The 19,030-nt window shown below is 68.9% G+C and carries 14 protein-coding genes; 3 read left to right on the plus strand and 11 right to left on the minus strand.

What is annotated here, in order from left to right; genetic code table 11:
- Positions 1-23 precede the first annotated feature (23 nt).
- Positions 24-2,381 carry a glycoside hydrolase N-terminal domain-containing protein gene (locus AB0K73_RS17055; protein ID WP_360515759.1) on the plus strand — a complete coding sequence of 786 codons (2,358 nt, stop codon included), beginning with the start codon at positions 24-26 and terminating at the stop codon, positions 2,379-2,381.
- A 21-nt stretch (positions 2,382-2,402) separates the two neighbouring features.
- Here the strand turns inward: AB0K73_RS17055 and AB0K73_RS17060 are convergent, their stop codons facing one another.
- From AB0K73_RS17060 to AB0K73_RS17080, 5 genes are all read right to left on the minus strand, one after another.
- Entirely contained in the window at positions 2,403-4,034 is a 1,632-nt protein-coding gene (locus tag AB0K73_RS17060; RefSeq protein WP_360515762.1) for a beta-xylosidase, read from the minus strand.
- Between the two features lie 111 nt (positions 4,035-4,145).
- A complete protein-coding gene (locus AB0K73_RS17065; RefSeq protein WP_360515765.1) occupies positions 4,146-5,663 on the minus strand; it encodes an alpha-L-arabinofuranosidase C-terminal domain-containing protein in 1,518 nt (505 codons plus the stop codon).
- Entirely contained in the window at positions 5,660-6,748 is a 1,089-nt protein-coding gene (locus AB0K73_RS17070; protein WP_360515768.1) for a Gfo/Idh/MocA family oxidoreductase, read from the minus strand. Before AB0K73_RS17070 ends, AB0K73_RS17065 begins: the two co-directional genes overlap by 4 nt.
- The gene (locus AB0K73_RS17075) at positions 6,721-7,428 is read right to left on the minus strand and encodes a ThuA domain-containing protein (protein WP_360515771.1); all 708 of its coding nucleotides are present in this window, start codon (positions 7,426-7,428) and stop codon (positions 6,721-6,723) included. The genes AB0K73_RS17070 and AB0K73_RS17075 overlap by 28 nt, the downstream gene beginning before the upstream one ends.
- Positions 7,425-8,621 carry a Gfo/Idh/MocA family oxidoreductase gene (locus AB0K73_RS17080; RefSeq protein WP_360515774.1) on the minus strand — a complete coding sequence of 399 codons (1,197 nt, stop codon included), beginning with the start codon at positions 8,619-8,621 and terminating at the stop codon, positions 7,425-7,427. The genes AB0K73_RS17075 and AB0K73_RS17080 overlap by 4 nt, the downstream gene beginning before the upstream one ends.
- A 103-nt stretch (positions 8,622-8,724) precedes the next feature.
- On the opposite strand from AB0K73_RS17080, the gene AB0K73_RS17085 reads away from it, so the two are divergent.
- A complete protein-coding gene (locus AB0K73_RS17085; protein WP_360515777.1) occupies positions 8,725-9,771 on the plus strand; it encodes a LacI family DNA-binding transcriptional regulator in 1,047 nt (348 codons plus the stop codon).
- On the opposite strand, the gene AB0K73_RS17090 is transcribed toward AB0K73_RS17085, so the two are convergent.
- Positions 9,749-11,584 carry a beta-L-arabinofuranosidase domain-containing protein gene (locus tag AB0K73_RS17090; RefSeq protein ID WP_360515780.1) on the minus strand — a complete coding sequence of 612 codons (1,836 nt, stop codon included), beginning with the start codon at positions 11,582-11,584 and terminating at the stop codon, positions 9,749-9,751. The genes AB0K73_RS17085 and AB0K73_RS17090 overlap by 23 nt on opposite strands.
- Before the next feature lie 73 nt (positions 11,585-11,657).
- Here AB0K73_RS17090 and AB0K73_RS17095 point away from each other — a divergent pair, with 73 nt between their 5' ends.
- Entirely contained in the window at positions 11,658-13,868 is a 2,211-nt protein-coding gene (locus AB0K73_RS17095) for an alpha-galactosidase (RefSeq protein ID WP_360515783.1), read from the plus strand.
- 1 nt (position 13,869) lies between these two features.
- Here AB0K73_RS17095 and AB0K73_RS17100 read toward each other — a convergent pair whose 3' ends face one another.
- The 5 genes from AB0K73_RS17100 to AB0K73_RS17120 form a co-directional block, all read right to left on the minus strand.
- Positions 13,870-14,931 carry a Gfo/Idh/MocA family oxidoreductase gene (locus AB0K73_RS17100; protein WP_360515786.1) on the minus strand — a complete coding sequence of 354 codons (1,062 nt, stop codon included), beginning with the start codon at positions 14,929-14,931 and terminating at the stop codon, positions 13,870-13,872.
- A complete protein-coding gene (locus AB0K73_RS17105; protein WP_360515789.1) occupies positions 14,928-15,722 on the minus strand; it encodes a ThuA domain-containing protein in 795 nt (264 codons plus the stop codon). Before AB0K73_RS17105 ends, AB0K73_RS17100 begins: the two co-directional genes overlap by 4 nt.
- Positions 15,722-16,636, minus strand: a complete 915-nt coding sequence (locus tag AB0K73_RS17110; protein ID WP_360515792.1) for a carbohydrate ABC transporter permease — start codon at positions 16,634-16,636, stop codon at positions 15,722-15,724. The genes AB0K73_RS17105 and AB0K73_RS17110 overlap by 1 nt, the downstream gene beginning before the upstream one ends.
- A complete protein-coding gene (locus AB0K73_RS17115) occupies positions 16,636-17,598 on the minus strand; it encodes a sugar ABC transporter permease (protein WP_360515795.1) in 963 nt (320 codons plus the stop codon). Before AB0K73_RS17115 ends, AB0K73_RS17110 begins: the two co-directional genes overlap by 1 nt.
- Before the next feature lie 67 nt (positions 17,599-17,665).
- Positions 17,666-18,940, minus strand: a complete 1,275-nt coding sequence (locus AB0K73_RS17120; RefSeq protein ID WP_360515798.1) for an extracellular solute-binding protein — start codon at positions 18,938-18,940, stop codon at positions 17,666-17,668.
- Positions 18,941-19,030: the final 90 nt, after the last annotated feature.

Raw genomic sequence — 19,030 nt, forward strand, 5'->3', positions numbered from 1 at the left:
GCCAAGATGGTCAGGTGCTCCCTGTGTTCCACACCGAGACCCCTGCCCCGACGTGGGAGGACGGCCTCATCACCGGCAGCGGACGCGTCGGTGGGGTGCTGTTCGGCCCGGCCGACGAGCTGCGGCTCTCGCTCTCACACGAGCGCTTCTTCCTGCCTGCCAATCCCCGTCCGCCTGCCCCCGAGATCGCACCGGCCCTGCCCCTGATCCGCGAGGCGATCCTCGCCGGCGACAGCGCACGTGCGAGCGACCTCGTGACCGAGGCGGCCCGGCGCTCCGGTTTCGACGGCGGCCTCATCTGGACGGATCCCCTCGGCATCTGCGCGACGTTGGCCATCGCGACGCCGGGTGGGGCATCGGAGGTCCGGCGGTCGATCGACCCCGAGCACGGCGAGGTCGCCGTGTCGTGGACGGACTCCTCGGGCGGCCTCCACACGGTGCGTGCGCTCGCGCCTCGAGACTCCGAGTCGATCTGCGTCGCCGTGGAGGCGGACACCGATACCGTCACCGAGCTCGTCCTGGGCCTGACGGGTGACGCGGCCCATGCACTCGAGACGGGCGCCCCCGACTACTCCGGGGCCGTCCGTGCCACCTACGCGATCGAGGGCGACACCGGGCGAGTGAGCACGCAGACGGCGGATGATGCGATGACCTCGACCGTCTCCGCGAGCGGCCGACTCACGTGGGCCCGTTCGGCCGACGGGCGCCCGTTGCGCGCGCGCCTGGTCGTGGCGTCGGGCGCGCAGGAGATCATCGACATCGGGCTCCGGGTCGGTGCGCAAGGTCGAACGCCTGCCGGGCCGCGGCCGGACGCAGCCGCCGACTGGGCGACGCTGCGCGCCCGCCAGTCATCCTCCCATGGCGCCCTCGTCCGGGCCTCGACGCTCGAACTCGGCGGCACGGAGTTCGCGACCACCGAGGAACTCTGGGGCGCCGCGCATTCCGGCGATGCCGGTGCCCGCCGGGGAGCGATCGAGGCGGCGTATCTCTCAGGGCGTGCTCACGCCATCGCCTCGACGGGCGAACTGCCGCCGACGCTGCAGGGTGTGTGGCAGGGCAGCTGGAAACCCGCGTGGTCGGCGGATTACACGATGAACGGCAACGTCCAGAACGGCGGAATCGCCGGCCTGATCCCGACTGGCACGCCCGAGCTCGCCAGATCACTGCTGAACCTGGTGCTGCCGTTCCTCGACGACTACCGCGAGAATGCGCGACGCATCTTCGGCGCGGACGGGATGCTGCTTCCCTCGCGCATGTCGACCCACGGCCTCGCGAATCACTTCCATGAGCAGTTCCCACATCTCTTCTGGGTCGGATGCGGCGGCTGGGTGCTGCGCTTCGCCGCCGACCTGGTCGCCACCACGGGTGATCGTTCCGTCGTCGACGATCGACTCTGGCAGCTCGTCGAGGGCGTGCTGCGCTTCGGCGAGACCGCGACGTTCGCCACGGAGGACGGGCGCTCGTTCGTACCGAACTACTCGCCCGAGAACGCCCCCGTTCCCGGCGGTTCGCCCTTGATCGCCGACAGCACCATCGACGTGGCGATCTACCGCGATGCGGCGCGTGCCGCGCTCGTGCTCGCCGACGCGCGGAACGACCACTCGCTGGATGAACGCTGGCACCGGTTCGTCGCGAGCCTTCCGGCGTACCGCCGCGCCGACGACGGCACGCTCTCCGAGTGGATCTCGCCCATCTGGCCCGAGAACATCGCGCACCGCCACGCGTCGCAGCTGTACCCGCTCTGGTACGAGCTCGACCCCGCGTTCGAAGGCACGTCCCACGACGCCGCCGCGCTGCGCGAGGCCGCCGCCGCGACCATCGCGGCCAAGATCGCCTGGCGTGCCGAAGCCCCCACCGCGCCCCCGGGCCGCATGGAGATGGCGTTCGGACTCGTCCAGCTCGGGCTCGCCGCCGCCGCCCTCGGCGACGCCGAATCAGCGCTCACGTGCGTCGAGTGGCTCGCAGTCGATCACTGGCGACCCGCACTGACGACGACGCACGACGCCGGCAGCATCTTCAACCTCGACGCGAGCGGAGGCCTGCCGGCGCTCGTCGCCGCGATGCTCCTGAACTCGACCGTCGACCGTCTCTCGATCCTGCCCGCGCTCCCTCAGGAGTGGAGCCGTGGATCCATCACCGGCCTGCGGGCACGGGGCGGCATCGTCGTCGATCGGCTCGAGTGGGACGAGGACGGCTGCGTGCTGACGCTGCACCGTCTGCCGGAGGCCCGCTGGCTACGACCCGACGGCCGCGTGCGGCTTCAGTCGCCGCGCCCGTTCCTCATCGAGGGTCGACCGCCGAGCGACGGCACGATCGTGGTTGCGGAGCATCCGCTCACCCTGCGACTGGAATGGGGCGGCACACGCGCACCGGATGCCTGAGGGCGCACGCAGTACGGCCGGCTACGCCTGGACGATCGACGCCACGGCCCACGGCTGCAGTTCGAGGTCGAGGTCGAGCGTCCCCTCCGCCGACGCGACGAGCGAGAACCGCTGGAGCCCGTCGGCGACGTCCCTCAGGTGCTCGGTCTGCGAAGGCGTGAGGTTCTGCGGTGAACCCATCCGATACCACTCCTCCGCCACGTCACCGTGGGCCAGGTCGAGAACCGAGGCGAGGAAGACGGCTCCAGGCTCGAGCCCGGCGACCGTGTGTCGAATCCGCCGGGCGGGGCCCGCGCTGCGCAGGTCGCGGGTGTCGGCGTAGGAGTCGCGCGATCCCACCGAACGCGAACCCATCTCGGCCGGGTAGTTGAAGAACACGGCCGAGAGCTTCGAGGTCTCGGAGTCCTGGGCGATGACGCCCTCGGGTGTCGAGTGCACGACCCGGTCGCCCAGGCGCGCCAAGGCGGCGAAGGCGTGGAAGGTCGGCTTGTGGATGCCCTGCTCGTTCACGATGCCGAACCCGCCGTGGAACGGTCCGATGCCGGCTCCGCCCTCTTCGAACACGTCGGTGAACGTCCAGTACGAGATGGACTCCGCGAGATCCGAGCACTGCAGGTAGGCGCGCGTGATGTACGTCGCCGCGTAGACCGTGTCGTGGATGCTGTCGCGACTCGACGGCGTGGTCGACCACTCGGTGATGTGGACCTCAGCGCCCGGATACGGGCTCTCGGCGACGAGCCGGCGAAGCAGGGTGAGGTCGTCGAGCGTGGCGTCCGCGTAGCGGCTGATCAGCCGCGCATCGCCGCCGGCGCCGAACGCGTAGTCGGTGGGATACACGTGCGTGGTCACGAAGTCGACCGGGAGGGATCGCTCCGCACACCACTCCAGGAACTCCTCGATCCAGACCGGCCGCCAGTTGAGGGCGTCGACATCCTCGGCGGCAGCCGTCTGGAACTGCGCCTCGCGGTCTTCGGTCTCGCCGTCGTAGCGAGCGTCGGGGACGAAGACGCTGGTCGAGGGTCCGCCGACCTTCAGCCGCGCATCGATCGCCTTGATCGCGGTCACGGTGGCCTCGTAGAGCTCGAAGTACTGCGTCTTGGTGCCGGTCCAGAAGTGGGGCACGAGGTTGGGCTCGTTCCACACCTCGAACGGCCACTGGAGGACCTCATCGATGCCGTAGCGATGGATCCAGTGCCTGATCGTGACCGTCACGAGCTCGACCCAGCGATCCATGTCCTTCGGCGGACTCGCGTGGGCGCCCCACCAGAACACGGTCTCCGTGTCGGTCGCGAGGTCTCGCGGCAGGAAGCCGAGCTCCACGAACGGACGCGCGCCGCTCAGCAGGACGAAATCGAACACCTTGTCCACATAGCTGAACGTGTACGCGTGCCCGGCGAGCTCGCCGTCGGGGCCGAAGCCGCCTCCGCTCCGTGTCCGATAGACGAACATGTCGTCGTGGAAGAGACCATGGAACCTCACCGATCGCACGCCGAGGGTGCTGACCGCCTCGGCGAAGTGCGCCTGCCAGTCGGCCCGGAGCGCCTCGTTGGCGCGACCGGCACCGATGCAGCGGTTCCACACGTGCCGCAGCTCACGGCCCTCTGCGGGGTGCCCGTCGACCGTGATGTCCTGGTGGCGGGTGATCGTGGTCATGTTCATCCATTTCGCGAGAGTTCGGTGGTCATCGGGAGCACGACGAAGGGCGGGGGCGGCCGCGCCGCGGTGGAGGTTGATCCAGACGCGGCGGGTGCCAGGGCGGTGAGCTCAGATCAGCTCGAGCTCGACGGTCGCGAACGAGTGCGGAGGCATCCGCACCGTCAGGATCCCGTCGGTGAGTTCGGTCTCGAGCGGCAGCGGCGCGACGCGGGACGGGGCATCCGGCTCGTTGAACGCGCTCGTCGCATCGCCGCTGAGCACGCGCGCGCGACGCACCCGCGAGCCGCGCCCCCGCAGGTCGACCGTCACCTCGAGGTGTTCATCCACCGAGAGGTGCGTCAGCGACAGCAGGGCATCGCCACCCTTCGTCGACGCCGACATCGACAGCAGCGGCAGGTCCTGGCCGTTGACGTCGAGCAACGGCACATCGATCACGTGCGTGTTGAGCAGCGACGCATCCTGGTGGCCCTTGTTCATCTCGAACACGTGGTAGGTGGGCGTGAGCACCAGCCGATCGCCGTCGGTGAGCACCATCGCCTGCAGCACGTTCACGGTCTGGGCGATGTTGGCCATCGTGAGCCGGCGGGCGTGCCGGTGGAAGGTGTCGAAGTGCAGACCCGCGACGAGCGCGTCGCGAACCGTGTTCTGCTGGAACAGGAAGCCGGGGTTGGTTCCCTCCTCGACGTTCCACCACGTGCCCCACTCGTCGCAGACGAGGCCGATGCGGCCCGCCGGGTCGTAGGAATCCATCACGGCGACATGACCCCGGATGACCCGGTCGATGTCGGCTGCGTAAGCCATGGTCTCGTAGAACTGCCTCGCGGTGAACTCGGTGGCGGCCTCGGTGTTGATGCCCGATCCCGAGTGCGTGTAGTAGTGGAACGAGACCGCCTGGTACACCGGGGTGCCGTAGAGCCTGCAGCCGAGGCACTCGGTCAGCGACTTCATCAGCACGCGGGTCCAGTCGAGGTCGTCCTCGTTCGCTCCAGCGGCGATACGGGTGAGCCGGTTCCCGCCGTGGTCGCGGCAGAAGGTGGCGTAGCGGCGGGCCTCCTCGGCGTAGTGCTCGGCCGACATGTTGCCGCCGCATCCCCACGCCTCGTTGCCCAGGCCCCAGAACGGCACCTTCCACGGTTCGTCGCGGCCGTGCTCCCGACGCAGCCGTGCCATGGGACTGTCGTCGTCGCGCGTGAGGTACTCGACCCAGTCGGCCATCTCCTGCACGGTGCCGCTGCCGATGTTGCCGTTGACGTACGCGTCGGCGCCGAGCATCTCGCAGAGATCCATGAACTCGTGGGTGCCGAAATGGTTGCTCTCGACGACGTCGCCCCAGTTGGTGTTGGCGATCTTCGGCCGCGAATCGCGCGGACCGACCCCGTCGCGCCAGTGATACGTGTCGGCGAAGCATCCGCCGGGCCACCTCAGGTTCGGGATGTCGAGATTCCGCAACGCGTCGACGATGTCGAGCCGGATGCCGCGCTCGTTCGGGATCGGCGAGTCCTCGTCCACCCAGAAGCCGTCGTAGATGCACCGCCCGAGATGCTCGGCGAAATGCCCGTACACGTGACGGTTGATGGTGTGACCCGTGACATCCAGGTCGATGACGGCGCGCGCCGCGGCGGTCATTGCCGACTCCATTGCTCGGAGGGGGTGAGGGGCACGAGCGGAGGTCGTTCGACCGTCGTCTCGAGGGTGATGCGAACGCCTTCGTGGGCGGAGTCGAGCAGCGCGGTCATGATCTCGAGCACGTGCAGCGCCATCGCGCCGTGTGCGCGACGGCCGCCGTCGCGCAGGAAGTCGATGAGGCCGATGCCCCGCCCGGCCTGCTCGTAGCCGGCAGTGGGAGGCAGCGCCGTCCACTCGTCGTCCTCGAGACGCCGCAGGCGCACCTCGCCGTCGAACAGGTTGGGGTCGGGCACCGCCAGTGTGCCCGTCTCCCCGTGCACCTCGATCGGAGCCGCGGTCGTCGCGACGGCGTCGAAGCTGAACGTCACGGTCGACAGCGCGCCGCCTGCGTGTTCGAGCACGCCGCTGACGTGCGTGTCCACCTCGACGGGGATGGACTCACCGGCGCGCGGACCCGAGCCGACGCGGCGCGTCGCGCGCGGCCGCGACGACGCCCCGGTCACGCGCACGACCGGACCGAGCAGGTGCACGAGCGAGGTCAGGTAGTACGGACCCATGTCGAGCAGCGGCCCTCCGCCGACGCGGTAGTAGAAGTCGGGATGCGGATGCCAGGCCTCGTGTCCGGGCGAGACCCACGTCGCCACCGCCGACTGCGGGCGACCGATGCGACCGGCGTCGACTGCGTCGCGGGCGGTCTGCACGCCCGTGCCCAGCACGGTGTCGGGGGCGCCACCGACCCAGGACTCGTTCGCCGCGGCGAGCATCTGCCGGGCCTCGGCGAACGTCGCGGCGAGGGGCTTCTCGCTGTAGACGTTCTTGCCGTGCTCGAGGGCGGCGAGGGCGACTTCTGCATGCGCCGCCGGGATCGTGAGGTTCAGCACCGTCTGCACGGCGGGATCGGCCACCAGCTCGGCGACCGTGAGCGCCCGGCATCCGGGGATGGAGTCGGCGACCGCAGCCGCGCGTGCCTGATCGAGATCGGCGGTCGCGACGATACGAACGTCAGGATGCTGCTGCAGGGTGCTGAGATACGTCGTCGAGATGACGCCGAGGCCGACTATGCCGATTCCGTGCGGCTCGCCCACAGCATTCCCCTCTGGATGATGGTGCGCACGTTGATGTCGCGCAGTACGTCGAGACTGTGGCCGGGTGTCGCCACGAAGATGCGCCCCTCGCCCCACCGCCTCGTCCACACGGCCGGCGACGTGACCGGGCGGTGCCAGGGATGATACGGCTGCACCGGATGGGTCGTGGTCGCGAGCACGTCGATGAGGTCGTCGTGCAGGACCCAGTACTGCTCGGTGCGAAGCGTGAAGTCCTCGAGGCCGGCCATGATCTCGTGGGTGCGGCCGAGGTCGGTCAGGTCCACCGTGTAGCAGAGGAAGTTGTCGGACTCGTCGCCGGCGCACTGATCGGGTTCCTTCGAGGGATGCGTCGCGAACTGGCCGCCGATGAGGTGCAGGTAGTCGGAGTTGCCGCGGTACGAGTCGGCGATCCCCCCGTGCCAGCCGGCCAGGCCCACGCCGCGTTCGACGGCTGTCCGCAGGCCACGGAACGCCTCGGGCGAGATCTCGGACATCGTGACGCTCTGCACGATGAGATCCGTCGCCGCCATGACGTCGTCGTCGGCGTACACCTGGTTCGACTCCTCGACTCGGACCTCGAAGCCATTCCGTTCGAGGTAGGGGATGAAGATCTCCGTGGCCTCGACCGGCCGATGCCCCTGCCATCCGCCACGGACGACCAGCGCCTGACGCGCGGTCATGAACCTGCTCCTTCGACGTGATCGTCGACGTTGACGTACCGGCTCTCGTTGGCGGCGCTCCGCTCGACGGCTGCCAGCACGCGTTGCACGCGCGCTGCCTCGCGGAAGGTCGGTGCGACGACGCCGTCGCCCGCGATCGCGCTCAGGAAGTCGACCACCTGGTGGGTGAAGAGGTGTTCATAGCCGAGCCCGTGGCCGGGTGGCCACCACGCCCCGGCATACGGATGCTCCGGCTCGTTCGCCTGAATCCGCCGGAAGCCCTGGCGCCCCGCCGGGTCGGCGGCATCGTAGAACTCGAGTTCGTTCATGGCCCGGAAGTCGAAGGCCACGGATCCGCGCTCGCCGTTGACCTCGATGCGATTGGAATTGCGATGTCCGGTCGCCATCCGCGTCGCCTCGAAGACGCCGAGCGCTCCCCCGGCGAATCCTGCCGTGAATGCGACGGCATCATCGACCGTCACCTGCTCGCGCGGTGCCCCCTCCCGTGCTCGTCCGCCGAGGCCCACCTGCTCGTCCAGCACGGGCCGCGACCCGACGAAGGTGCGCAGCGCGGCCGAGACGCCGACGATGGCCTCGCCGGTGAGCCATTGCGCCGTGTCGATGCTGTGCGCACCGATGTCACCGAGCGTCCCGGTCCCGGCGCGGGTCTTGTCGAGGCGCCAGGTGAACGGCGCCTCGGAGTCGCTCAGCCAGTCCTGGAGGTACTGCGCGCGCACGTGGCGGATCTCGCCGACCCGGCCGTCCTCGATCAGGCGACGTGCCAGTGCCAGGGCGGGAGTCCGCCGATAGCTGAACCCGCACATGCTCACCGCACCCCGCCCCAGCGCATCCTCGGCCGCCGCAGCCATGCGGTCGGCCGTGGCCACGTCGTTCGCGAGCGGCTTCTCGCACATCACGTGCTTGCCCGCGGCCAGGGCGGCCAGGGCGATCTCGGCGTGCGAGTCACCCGGCGTGCAGATGTCGACGACGTCGATGTCATCCCGCTCGATCGCGAGTCGCCAATCGGTGGTGGATTGGGCGAATCCGAGGTGTGCCGCCGAAGCCGCCGTGCGTTCGTCGTCGCGGCCCGCGATCACCGAGAGCACGGGCGTCACCGGAAGGTCGAAGAACCTATGGGCGGTACGCCACGCATGGGCGTGCATCCGACCCATGAACCCGGTGCCGATGAGCGCGATCCGCATCGTCGTCGTCACTGACTCGTCCCTTCGCCTCGCGCTGTCGCCATCGGCCCGCGCTCGGGTGCTCACGATGTCAAAGTCCATGGCATTTGGACAGGAATTTGCGCAAAATAGCGAGATGACCTCCCGACCGCGTGCCACGTTGACCGACGTGGCGGCTGCCGCCGGCGTCAGCGTGTCGACGGCTTCCCGGGCCATGCGAGGCCGAGGAGACATGTCGGCCGAGACTCGCGCCCGCGTGCTCGCCGCAGCCGAACGCCTCGGGCACTCCCGATCAGGAGAACGCCGAGGCCGACCGCGCTCGGGCACGTCGCTGCTCTTCGATCTCGTGCTGGGTCACTTCCACGACCCGTACACCGACGAGGTGACGGCAGGCGCCCGCACCGCCGCGGCGCGACTGAACTACGACCTGGTGCTCACGGCCGAGCGTGAGACGCCCGGCGACGATTGGCCGATGCGCATCCGGTCACGAGGATCCGCCGGAGTCGTGCTCGGGCTGATGGTCCCGACCACCAGGCAGTTGGCGGTCCTTCGGGATGCGGACATCCCGGTCGTGCTCCTGGACCCCTGGGCCGACTCCTCGCTGCCGATCCCGAGCGTGCGCACCACCGATCGGGCCGGTGGGATCGACGCCGCGGAGCACCTCATCGCCCAGGGGGCGCGACGGTTCATCGTGATCGGCGGCGCACCGTCGTACCGGTACGGTCGAGCGCGCGTGGAGGGGTTCGAGTCGACGGTGCGACGACTGCTGCCCGACGCCCCCCTGGTGCGTGCGCAGGCCGACTGGAGCGCCGCCGGCGCGCGCCGGGCGTGCAACGCGGCCCTGTCGGCGCTGCAACGGCGGGAGGGCGACGGGCCCGTGGGGCTCTTCGCCTGCTCCGACGAGATGGCAGCGGGGACGTACCGCTCGGCTGCCGACGCCCGCCTCGCGATTCCGAGGGACATGATGGTCGTGGGGTTCGACGACGTGCGAGGTGCGCGGTGGCTCCGGCCGCCGCTGACGACGGTACGACAGCCGATCCGCGAGATGGCGGCATCCGCGATCCATGCCCTCGCCGCCTACGCGCGGGGAGAACCCCTCACTCCGTCGATCACCGAGCTGCCGACGCGACTCGTGGCTCGCGGCTCCACCCGCCCGGAGCTCAGCCCCGGAACGCCGGAGTGATCGGGAAGTACACGCTGAACGACTCATCCGTCACCTCATGCAGGGGGATGAGCCGAATGGCGTGGGCCTGCCCGATGGTGCGGTACCGCGTGAGCCACTGATTCCACTGCCGCTCGTTGTCGACGGCCAGCATCGAGCAGGGCTCCGCCGGATCGCCCTCGAGCGCGATCTCGCGATCGCACAGCCCGGCCAGCACGACGGGCCCTTCGACGAAGGCCACGGTGCTGGGCTCGTCGGGGATCGGCACGGCCCGCACCGCGAACGGGAACGTGATCTCGATCTCGGTGCGGCCGCCGGGGTGGTCGACCTCGAGAAATCCTTCGGTCGGATGCGTGGGGGCCGATGCCGTGATGACGGGCGTGCCCTGCACCCACTCGGGAACCCGGAGTCTCACGCGCCGGGGCGATGCGTCGGGCGTCTGCACCGTGACGCGCACGTGCCAGGCATTCGGCCGGTGGAGGTCACCCGCCTCCCCCGAGTTGGCGTCGGGACCCACGTAGCCGGCGTCTCCGAGCAGCTCGACCTCGACCTCTGCCACGCCCACGTCGTCGGCGAACTCGGCGCGGGCCGAAAGGTACTGCGCGATGGCGAGTGCCCCATCGTGATCGCGGTAGAACACCAACGACGAATGACGGGTGTGAGCCTGCACGAGGGTGCCGTGGCAGCACCAGAAGTCCTCGGTGGGCGTGCCCCACTGCTTGACCGCGCCGCCTTCGAGCGGCAGGAAGTAGGCCACCATTCCCGTCTCGGGGTGCTGCTGCGCCAAGACGCCGTTGTAGAGACTGCGTTCGATGTAGTCGAGGTACGTCGACTGCCCGGTCCAACGGAACAAGACGTCCGCGAGCCGGATCATGTTGTACACGGTGCAGTGCTCCTGGGTCTTCTCCCCTCGACGGCTCGCGAAGGCGAACGGCGGCGTCCAGATCTCGCCGGAGGTCTGGCCACCCGTGCAGAAGGTGCCACGCCGCGTCACGGCCCACTCCCAGTAGGCCTCGACGATGGCTCGCCACCGCGGGTCCCCGGTGACCTCGAAGGCGCGCGCTGCCCCCAGCACCTCGGGAATCGTCGTGTTCGCGTGCATGTTGGTGAGCACGTCGCGCCCGTCGAGCAACCCGTCGAAGAGCGTGCGGTGGGAGTAGCGCTCCAGCAGTTCGGCGTACATGTCGTCGCCGGTCGCGTCGAGGAGCTCGGCCCAGACCTCGAGCATTCCGCCGGTCTCGACCTCGAGGATCGCCCCGAACGCGTCGGCGTCGAACTCCCGCGCCCAGCGGAGGAGTCCCCCCGAGGCGCGGTGCGCGATCCGCAGTGCGCGCTCGTCACCGAGGTCGCGGTAGGCGTCGACGAGCCCCATCAGGGTCTTGTGGATCACGTACTGCGGCGCCCAGACCTCGCGGCCCTCGGCGAGTCGTCGCAGGAAGGCGCGAGGAACCGAGAAGACCCACTCGCCGTCACCCTCCTGCTGGCACCGTTCGAGGCCGTCGAGCACGGTGTCGAGCTTGGCGCGCAGGTGGGCGTCGCCGGTGACGGCGACCTCCCGCGCTGCGGCCGACATCCAGTGGCCGAGGAAATGCCCGCGCAGGAGAGACCCGGGCGTCTCCCACCCCCAGTGACGATCGAGGCCGCGGTCGGCCGCCGACGGCTGCGACGGATGGAGGTGCCAGCCCTGATCGCCGATTCCCGCCTCGATGAGGTGATTCTGCAGCAGGGCCGCCTCGCGCAACGACACGAGATACTCCCGGTTCCGGCGGCGCCGGGCCTCGAAGGGTCCCGGTGTCAACCGAACGGATGCGGCGGTCAGCTGCGTGAGCGTCATCGGCTCGAACTCCTTCATTGTGAGAACGATCTCTCACTGTACTCGGAGCCTCTCGACCCGCCAAGATGGACCAATGCGACCACACCGGACCATCCATCTCGCGACCGACGACGTCTCGCTCATCGTGGCCCTGCGCGACGACGCGCTGCCGACCATCGTCCATTGGGGGGCTCGCGTCACGACGACCGACGACGACCTCGCCGCCTTCGCCGAAATGCGGGAACGGCCAGGGATCGAGGGCATCTCCGACCTGCCATACCGTCCGAGCATCCTCCCCGAGCATGTCTACGGATGGTATGGGCGAGCGGGCGTGAGCGCACATCGAGGCGGGTCCGCCTGGGCGGCGCAGTTCCGCGTGCAGACCGTCGACCTCGACGGGCGGGAGTGCGCACCGGGCTCCTCCACGCAGAGCGGACCGGGTGTGCTCACCATCTCAGCACGTGACGAATGGGCGCAGATCGAGCTAGACGTAGAGATCGATCTCCGCCTGTCTGGCCTGCTGCGGAGCCGAGCCGGCGTGCGCAACACGAGCACCGACGCCGAACCCCTGCACGTCGAAGCCGTGAGTCTTGCGCTGCCGATCCCCACCTACGCGACCGAGATGCTCGATTTCGCCGGGCGGTGGGCGACGGAGAAGCTTCCGCAGCGGCATCCGGTCGTCGTCGGGCTTCACGCCCGCGAGTCCCGCAGGGGGCGCACCGGACTGGATGCGACCACGACGGTCGCCGTCGGCGTGCCGGGGTTCGCCGCCGACGCCGGCGAGGTGTGGCTCGCGCATGTGGGTATCGGCGGCAATCACGAGCACGCCGTGGAGCGCGTCGACGGCTCGCTCGCGTTCCGGGGCGGTGAGCTCCTGCTGCCGGGTGAGATCCGGCTCGACCCCGGGGGGTCGTACCAGTCGCCGTGGGTGTACGGCAGCTACGGCGAGGGTCTCGACGCGGCTGCCCACCGGTACCATCGGCACCTGCGGGAGGTCTCGCGCTCGTCGCGCAGGGAGCGTCCAGTCACCCTGAACGTCTGGGAGGCGGTGTACTTCGACCACGACCGTGCGACGCTCGACGAGCTCGCGGTGCGAGCCGCCGAACTCGGCGTAGAGCGGTTCGTGCTCGATGACGGATGGTTCCTCGGACGACGCGACGACCGTGCGGGTCTCGGCGACTGGACGCCGGATCCGGATGTCTGGCCCGAGGGCCTGCGTCCACTCGCCGATCGGGTCCGCGAGCTCGGCATGGAGTTCGGCCTCTGGGTCGAGCCCGAGATGATCAACGAGGACTCCGACCTGGCGCGCGCCCATCCCGACTGGATCCTCCGAGCACGTCCGGAGCTGCCCGCGACGTTCCGATTCCAGCACGTGCTCGACCTGACGAACCCCGAGGCCTTCGCGCACATCCTCGAGCGACTCGACGACCTCATCACGCAGAACGACCTGAGCTATCTGAAATGGGATCACAACCGCGACCTGATCGCCGCCGGTCACCCCGCGACCGGGGCACCCGCGGTGCACGCACAGACCATGGCGGTCTACCGTCTCCTCGACGAGTTGCGCGCGCGGCATCCGCAACTCGAGATCGAGAGTTGCGCCTCGGGCGGCGGACGCGTCGACCTCGGCATCCTCGAACGCACCGACCGGGTGCACCCGTCCGACAACCACGACCCGCTCGATCGCGCCCGGATCCTCCGCTGGACCGGCCTGCTCGTTCCGCCCGAGATGATGGGGTCGCACGTCGCATCGCCCACCTCCAGCGTCACCGGACGCACGCACGACCTCCACTTCCGCTGCGCCGTCGCGTTCCTCGGACACTTCGGCATCGAGTGGGACATCCGTGGGCTGACCGACGTTGACCGCGCCGTGTTGGCGCGGTGGGTCGCCCAGTACAAGCGGTTCCGCCGGCTCATCCAGCACGGACGCGTGGTGGGCGGTGGCGACTTCGATGTCGCCGGTCCCTCCCTGCGAGGCGTCGTCTCCGACGACGGCGCCGAAGCGATCTACACGATCGTCAGCCCCTCGGCATCAGCTGACACCGCCTCACGCGTTCGGCTGCCGGGCCTCGACGACGGGCGTCGCTATCGTCTCTCGGTGACCGATCCGGCCTCGCTCGGCCCGGGCTGGCTGGTTCCGGCCTGGATGCGGGATGCCGCCGGGCCGGATGCCGCGGGGCTGACCGCACCCGGGCCCGCCGCGCCCGTCGTCTCGGGCAGCCTGCTGCGGCGCATCGGCGTCGACGTGCTCGGGTTCCATCCCGAGCGGGCCGCGGTCGTGCACGCCCAGGCGGTGGACGCGTAGGTCAGCCGATCGGCAGGTCGCCGGCGCGCAACAGGTCGGCGACCTCGCCGTCGGAGCGGGCGATCGCGGCCTGCCGCGCATCGGCGAACATCTCGGCGAACGAGACCGGTACGCCGCGTCGAGCCGAGGTGACGGATGCCTCGACCATCGCCACGCTCCAGACGTTGCGGTGGATCTCGCCCGACGGGTTCGGGCCGCCATCGAGCGCGCCGACGAACTCCTCCAGTGCGGCATCCAGCCCCTCGGGTTCCGCATCGAGCACCACGGATGCCACGGGCCCGGTCGACCCCTGGGCGAGCACCTCGGTCTCGCCGTCCCAGGTCGCTGCGCCGGCCGCGGCCGAGCCGCGCCACTCTCCGTTCCACGACGTCGTCAGGCCGTCGGCGCACCAGCTGCCGGTGTACGAGAACCGCGAGCCGTCGTCGAAACGGAACACCGCTTCGGCCGCGGCGGCACCGTCGTACCAGCTCCACCCGGGGTTGAACTCCTCGCAGTAGACCGAGACGGGCTCGGCATCCAGGAGGAAGCGCGCCTGATCGAAGCTGTGGATCGCCATGTCGACGAGGAGTGGGTGCTCCATCCGGTCCCGGAACCCGCCGAACCTCGGATTCTGGAAGAACCGAGTCTGCAGCTGCGCTGCTCCCCCGAATCCGGCGAGCGCCTCCTTGAAGGCCCGGATGCCGGCCGAGTGACGGCGTGACTGGCTCGCGGCCAGCAGGACGCCGGTCACGCGACTCAATGCCGCGAGCAGGAGGGCCTCGTGCACCGTGGGGGTCACGGGTTTCTCGCTGAGCACCGGGATGCCGGCTCGCAGCGCGCTTGACGAGACGTCGAGGTGCGCCTCGGGCACGGTGGCGTTCAGCACCAGGTCGGCACCGAGATCCAGTGCCTCGTCGAGACTGCTCAGGGCCGGAATGTCCCACCCTCGTTCACGAGCGGCCGATTGCGCGGCACCCGGCATCACGTCGACGATCGCGCAGACCCGGGTATCGGCACGCCCGGCGATCGTGTCCATCCAGGCGCGTCCCATCGCGCCCGCGCCGACGACGATGACGTCCTTCACGGGATCGGCGTGCCGTCCCACTCGCGCGCCGTGGCGAAATCGTTCGACGCGTGCATGGCAATCCGGGGCGAGCGGCGGGGACGATCCTGGTGCGCCCACCGTGCGGCGTTCGCGAGGATCCGCTGGATGTCGCGATCGTGGTAGACGGGGTAGTCCTGGTCGCCGGGCGAGAAGTAGAAGATCCGCCCGTACCCGCGGGAGAAGGTCATGCCCGATCGGAAGACCTCGCCGCCGCTGAACCCCGACACGAAGACGAGCTCGTCGGGCACCGGCACGTCGAAGTGCTCGCCGTACATCTCCTGCGCGGGAAGCACGAGCGGATGCGGCACGCCCTCGGCGATGGAGTGCGTGGGCGCGACCGTCCAGATCACCTCGCGGTCATCGCCCTGCCGCCACCGCAACGTGCAGGAGGTGCCCATGAGCCTGATGAAGATCTTCGAGAAGTGCGCCGAGTGCAGGGCGATCAGCCCCATGCCAGCGAGCACGTGTCGGTGGACTCGCTCGACGACCTCGTTCTCCACGACGTCATGCTGCAGGTGCCCCCACCAGAAGAGCACATCGGTCTGCTCGAGCGCCGCCTCGCTCAGGCCGTGCTCGGGGTCGTCGAGCGTCGCCGTGCGCACCTGCGTCGAGGGACCGAGTTCGCGACGGAGCCCGGCCGCGATGGTCTCATGCATCGTGTCGGGGTAAAGCCGACGCACCGCCTCGTGGTGTTTCTCGTGGTGGTTCTCACCCCAGACGAGGACGCGTGAACGCACGGTACTGGCAGCGGCTGCGGCATCCGGAACCATCAGCCCTTGAACGCTCCGTCCATGATGCCCGCCACCATGCGCCGACCGACGAAGAAGAACACGATCAAGAGCGGCAGGGTCGCCATGAACGAGCCGCCCATGGTCAGGGCGAGGTCGATCGTGCGGTTGGCCTGCAACTGCTTGAGGGCGATCTGCACCGTGAACAGCTCGGGCGACTTCAGCACGATGAACGGCCACATGAAGTCGTTCCAGACCGACGTGAACGTGATCAGTCCTAGCACGAAGGCGGCCGGCCGCACCACGGGGAACGCGATCCCCCAGAACTGCTGCCAGCTGTTCGCGCCGTCGATGCGAGCGGCCTGGATCAGCTCGTCGCTGACGGTCGTCGCCATGTGCTGCCGCATCCAGAAGATGCCGAAGGCGCTTGCGAGCCCTGGCACGATGATCGCCTGCAGCGTGTCGACCCAGTCGAGCCACGAGATGATCAGGTACTGCGGGATGACGCTGAGCTGCGCGGGAACGGTCATCGTCAGCAGGACGATGAGGAAGAGCGCGTTGCGGCCCGGGAACTGGAGCTTGGCGAACGCGAATCCCGCCATGGCGCAGAGGATCGCCGAGATGACCGCGATCGACAGCGACACGATGACGCTGTTGATCAGCGACTGCACGAACGGCACGGTATCGAACACCTTCGCAGCGAGCTCGAAGAAGTTGAAGCCCGGATACAGCCGAGGCGGCGACGAAGTCACGGCCGTCGCTCCGACCGAGGCGATGACGAACATGTAGTACAGCGGGAAGACCGAGATGAGGACCGCGAGGATCAACAGCACGTAGACGGGCCAACCGACCCTGCCCGCCCGCCCGCCCCCGCGGCGTTTGGTCGCCTTGCCCGACGACGTCACGATGGCCTCGGTCGTGGATTCAGGGATCGCCTGATCGATGACAGCGGGCATCAGTTGCCTCCTCGGGTGCGGGTGGAAAGGAAGAAGTTGATGAGCGCCGCCACGACGACGATCACGAAGAGCGCGACGCCGATGGCCGACCCGTACCCGAACTCGAACTGGCCGAAGCCCTGCTCGTAGAGGAAGAGCGACAGCGTCTGGCACTGCCTGCCCGCCCCGCAGGTGAGGCCGGTCTCGGGTGCGACCAACAGTGGCTCGGTGAAGATCTGCAGGCCGCCGATGGTCGACATGATCACGGTGAAGATGATGATCGGGCGCAGCGACGGGATGGTGAGGTGGATGAACTGCTGCCAGCTGGACGCTCCGTCGACGGATGCCGCTTCGTACATCTCCCGCGGGATCGCCTGCAGGCCGGCGAGGTACAGCAGGGCGTTGTAGCCGAACCAGCGCCACATCACCATCGCCGAGATCACGACCCAGGAACCCACCTGGGAGGCGAGGAGGTTCACCGACGGCAGCCCGAAGATCTCGAGGATCCAGTTGAGGAGGCCGAAGTTCTTGTCGAAGATCTGGCCGAAGACCAGGGCCGTCGCCGCGACCGAGGTGATGTAGGGAACCAGCAGCGACATGCGGAAGAAGTTGGCCCACTTCAACCGCGCGTGATTCAGGAGGTGCGCGAGCACGAGGGCGAGGAGCAGCTGCGGGATCGTGGAGATCAGGAAGATCCCGAAGGTGTTGACGAATGCGTTCCAGAACCTCGGGTCGGCGAAGAGGCGTTCGAAGTTCGCGAAGCCGACAAACGTCTGCTCCCCGATGGGGTTCCAGTCGAAGAGCGCGACGTAGAACGTGAAGAGCAGAGGGAACAGCCCGAAGATCGCGAAGATGACGAAGAACGGCGCGACATACGCATAAGGCGCGATCCGTTCGGCGAGCGAACTTCGGATTCGTCGACGCTGCGGGCGCGGATGTCCCGAGCGCTTCTGGATGGGTATGGCGGTCGCAGTCACAGACACGATGTACCTCCGTCGGGTGGTGGCCCGACGCGTTCGCGTCGGGCCACCAGGTGTGGATGATCGCGGCTCAGCCGCCGATGGCCGCCTTCGCGCTGTCGACGCCCGTCTTCCAGGCGTCGGCGGGCAGGACGTTCCCGACCTCCATGTCGACGAGGGCGTTGAGCAGTGCTCCGCCGATCGCGCTCGTGTCGGGGCCGTTGTAGAAGGAATTGAACTGCAGCACCGAATCGCTCATGACCTTGCCGATGGCCGAATCACCGAAGAAGGGATCGGTGTAGCTCAGCACGTCCTCGCTCTCGAGCGCTCCCTTCGCTGCGGGCATCGTGCCGGTGTCGGCGAAGTGTTCGGTCTGCCCCTCGGGCGAGAGCATCGTGTCGATGTACTGCCAGGCCGCTTCGGGGTTGTCCGCTCGGGCCGGGATGGCGATCACGCTGCCGCCCCAGTTGCCGCCGACGCCCGGAATCGAGGCGATGCGCCACTTTCCTTCGGTATCGGGAGCGTCGTTCTTCAGGCCCGACAGGATCCAGGACGGTGCCGTGGTCACCGCGAACGCGCCGTTGGCCTTGCCGGGCGCCCAGCCCGACGACCATGCCGCGATGCCCGCGCTGATGCCCGCCTCATACGTGTCGACCGCGACCTGGAACGCCTCTTCGACCTGGGGGTTGCTGTCGAAGATGAGCTCGCCGTCGTCCGAGTAGTACTTCTCGCTGACCTGGTTGACGGTGGCGAAGAACACCGTCGTCTCGACGTTGTCGACGAAGGGCTGACCGGTCGCCGCGGTGTACTTCTTCCCCATCTCGATGAAGCCGTCCCACGTCGACCACATCTCGGCGACTTCCTCGGGGTCGGTGGGGAGGCCGGCCGCCTCGAACAGGTCCGCGCGGTAGGCGAAGCTGAGGCCGCCGACATCGGTCGGGATGCCGATGATGGAGCCGTCTTCGCCGGTGGCGGCGTCGATGGCCCAGTCGAGGTAGTCGTCCCCGATGTCATCGCCGCCGAGGGTGCGCAGGTCGATGAAGTTCCCGGGGTTCTCGACGAACTTGGGGAGGTCGTCGTTCTGGATCATCACCAGGTCGGGCACCTTGCCGCCCGCGAGAGCTGCGGTCAGCGCCGTCGCGGTCTCGGTGGTGCTGCCGACCTCGCTCAGCTTGACCTTTGCATCGGGGTTCTTCTCGAGGTACCGGTCGACGGATTCCTGCTGGCCGATTCCGGTGAACGACCAGAACTCGAATTCGGCGTTCGGGTCGCCCTCGGCGGACGAGCCTCCGGAACTGCAACCGGTCAGGGCCAGTGCGAGGGCACCGATTGCTGCGATCGGGATCGCGAGCATGCGTCGGTTCACGACAACTCCACTTCTCTGGGGGGAACCTACTGTGTTGGTCGACAGCCTCTGGCTGCTGCGACTGCAGAGATCGATCTCTGGTGTCGTCAC

This window comes from Agromyces sp. NPDC052230, from assembly GCF_040679595.1.
Classification (GTDB): Bacteria; Actinomycetota; Actinomycetes; order Actinomycetales; family Microbacteriaceae; genus Agromyces.

Coding starts and splice junctions, on each gene's coding strand:
- AB0K73_RS17095 (WP_360515783.1), top strand. CDS start 11,658: ATGCGACCACACCGGACCATCCATCTCGCGACCGACGACGTCTCGCTC.
- AB0K73_RS17085 (WP_360515777.1), top strand. CDS start 8,725: ATGACCTCCCGACCGCGTGCCACGTTGACCGACGTGGCGGCTGCCGCC.
- AB0K73_RS17060 (WP_360515762.1), bottom strand. CDS start 4,034: ATGACCACGATCACCCGCCACCAGGACATCACGGTCGACGGGCACCCC.
- AB0K73_RS17090 (WP_360515780.1), bottom strand. CDS start 11,584: ATGACGCTCACGCAGCTGACCGCCGCATCCGTTCGGTTGACACCGGGA.
- AB0K73_RS17105 (WP_360515789.1), bottom strand. CDS start 15,722: ATGGTTCCGGATGCCGCAGCCGCTGCCAGTACCGTGCGTTCACGCGTC.
- AB0K73_RS17065 (WP_360515765.1), bottom strand. CDS start 5,663: ATGACCGCCGCGGCGCGCGCCGTCATCGACCTGGATGTCACGGGTCAC.
- AB0K73_RS17110 (WP_360515792.1), bottom strand. CDS start 16,636: ATGCCCGCTGTCATCGATCAGGCGATCCCTGAATCCACGACCGAGGCC.
- AB0K73_RS17075 (WP_360515771.1), bottom strand. CDS start 7,428: ATGACCGCGCGTCAGGCGCTGGTCGTCCGTGGCGGATGGCAGGGGCAT.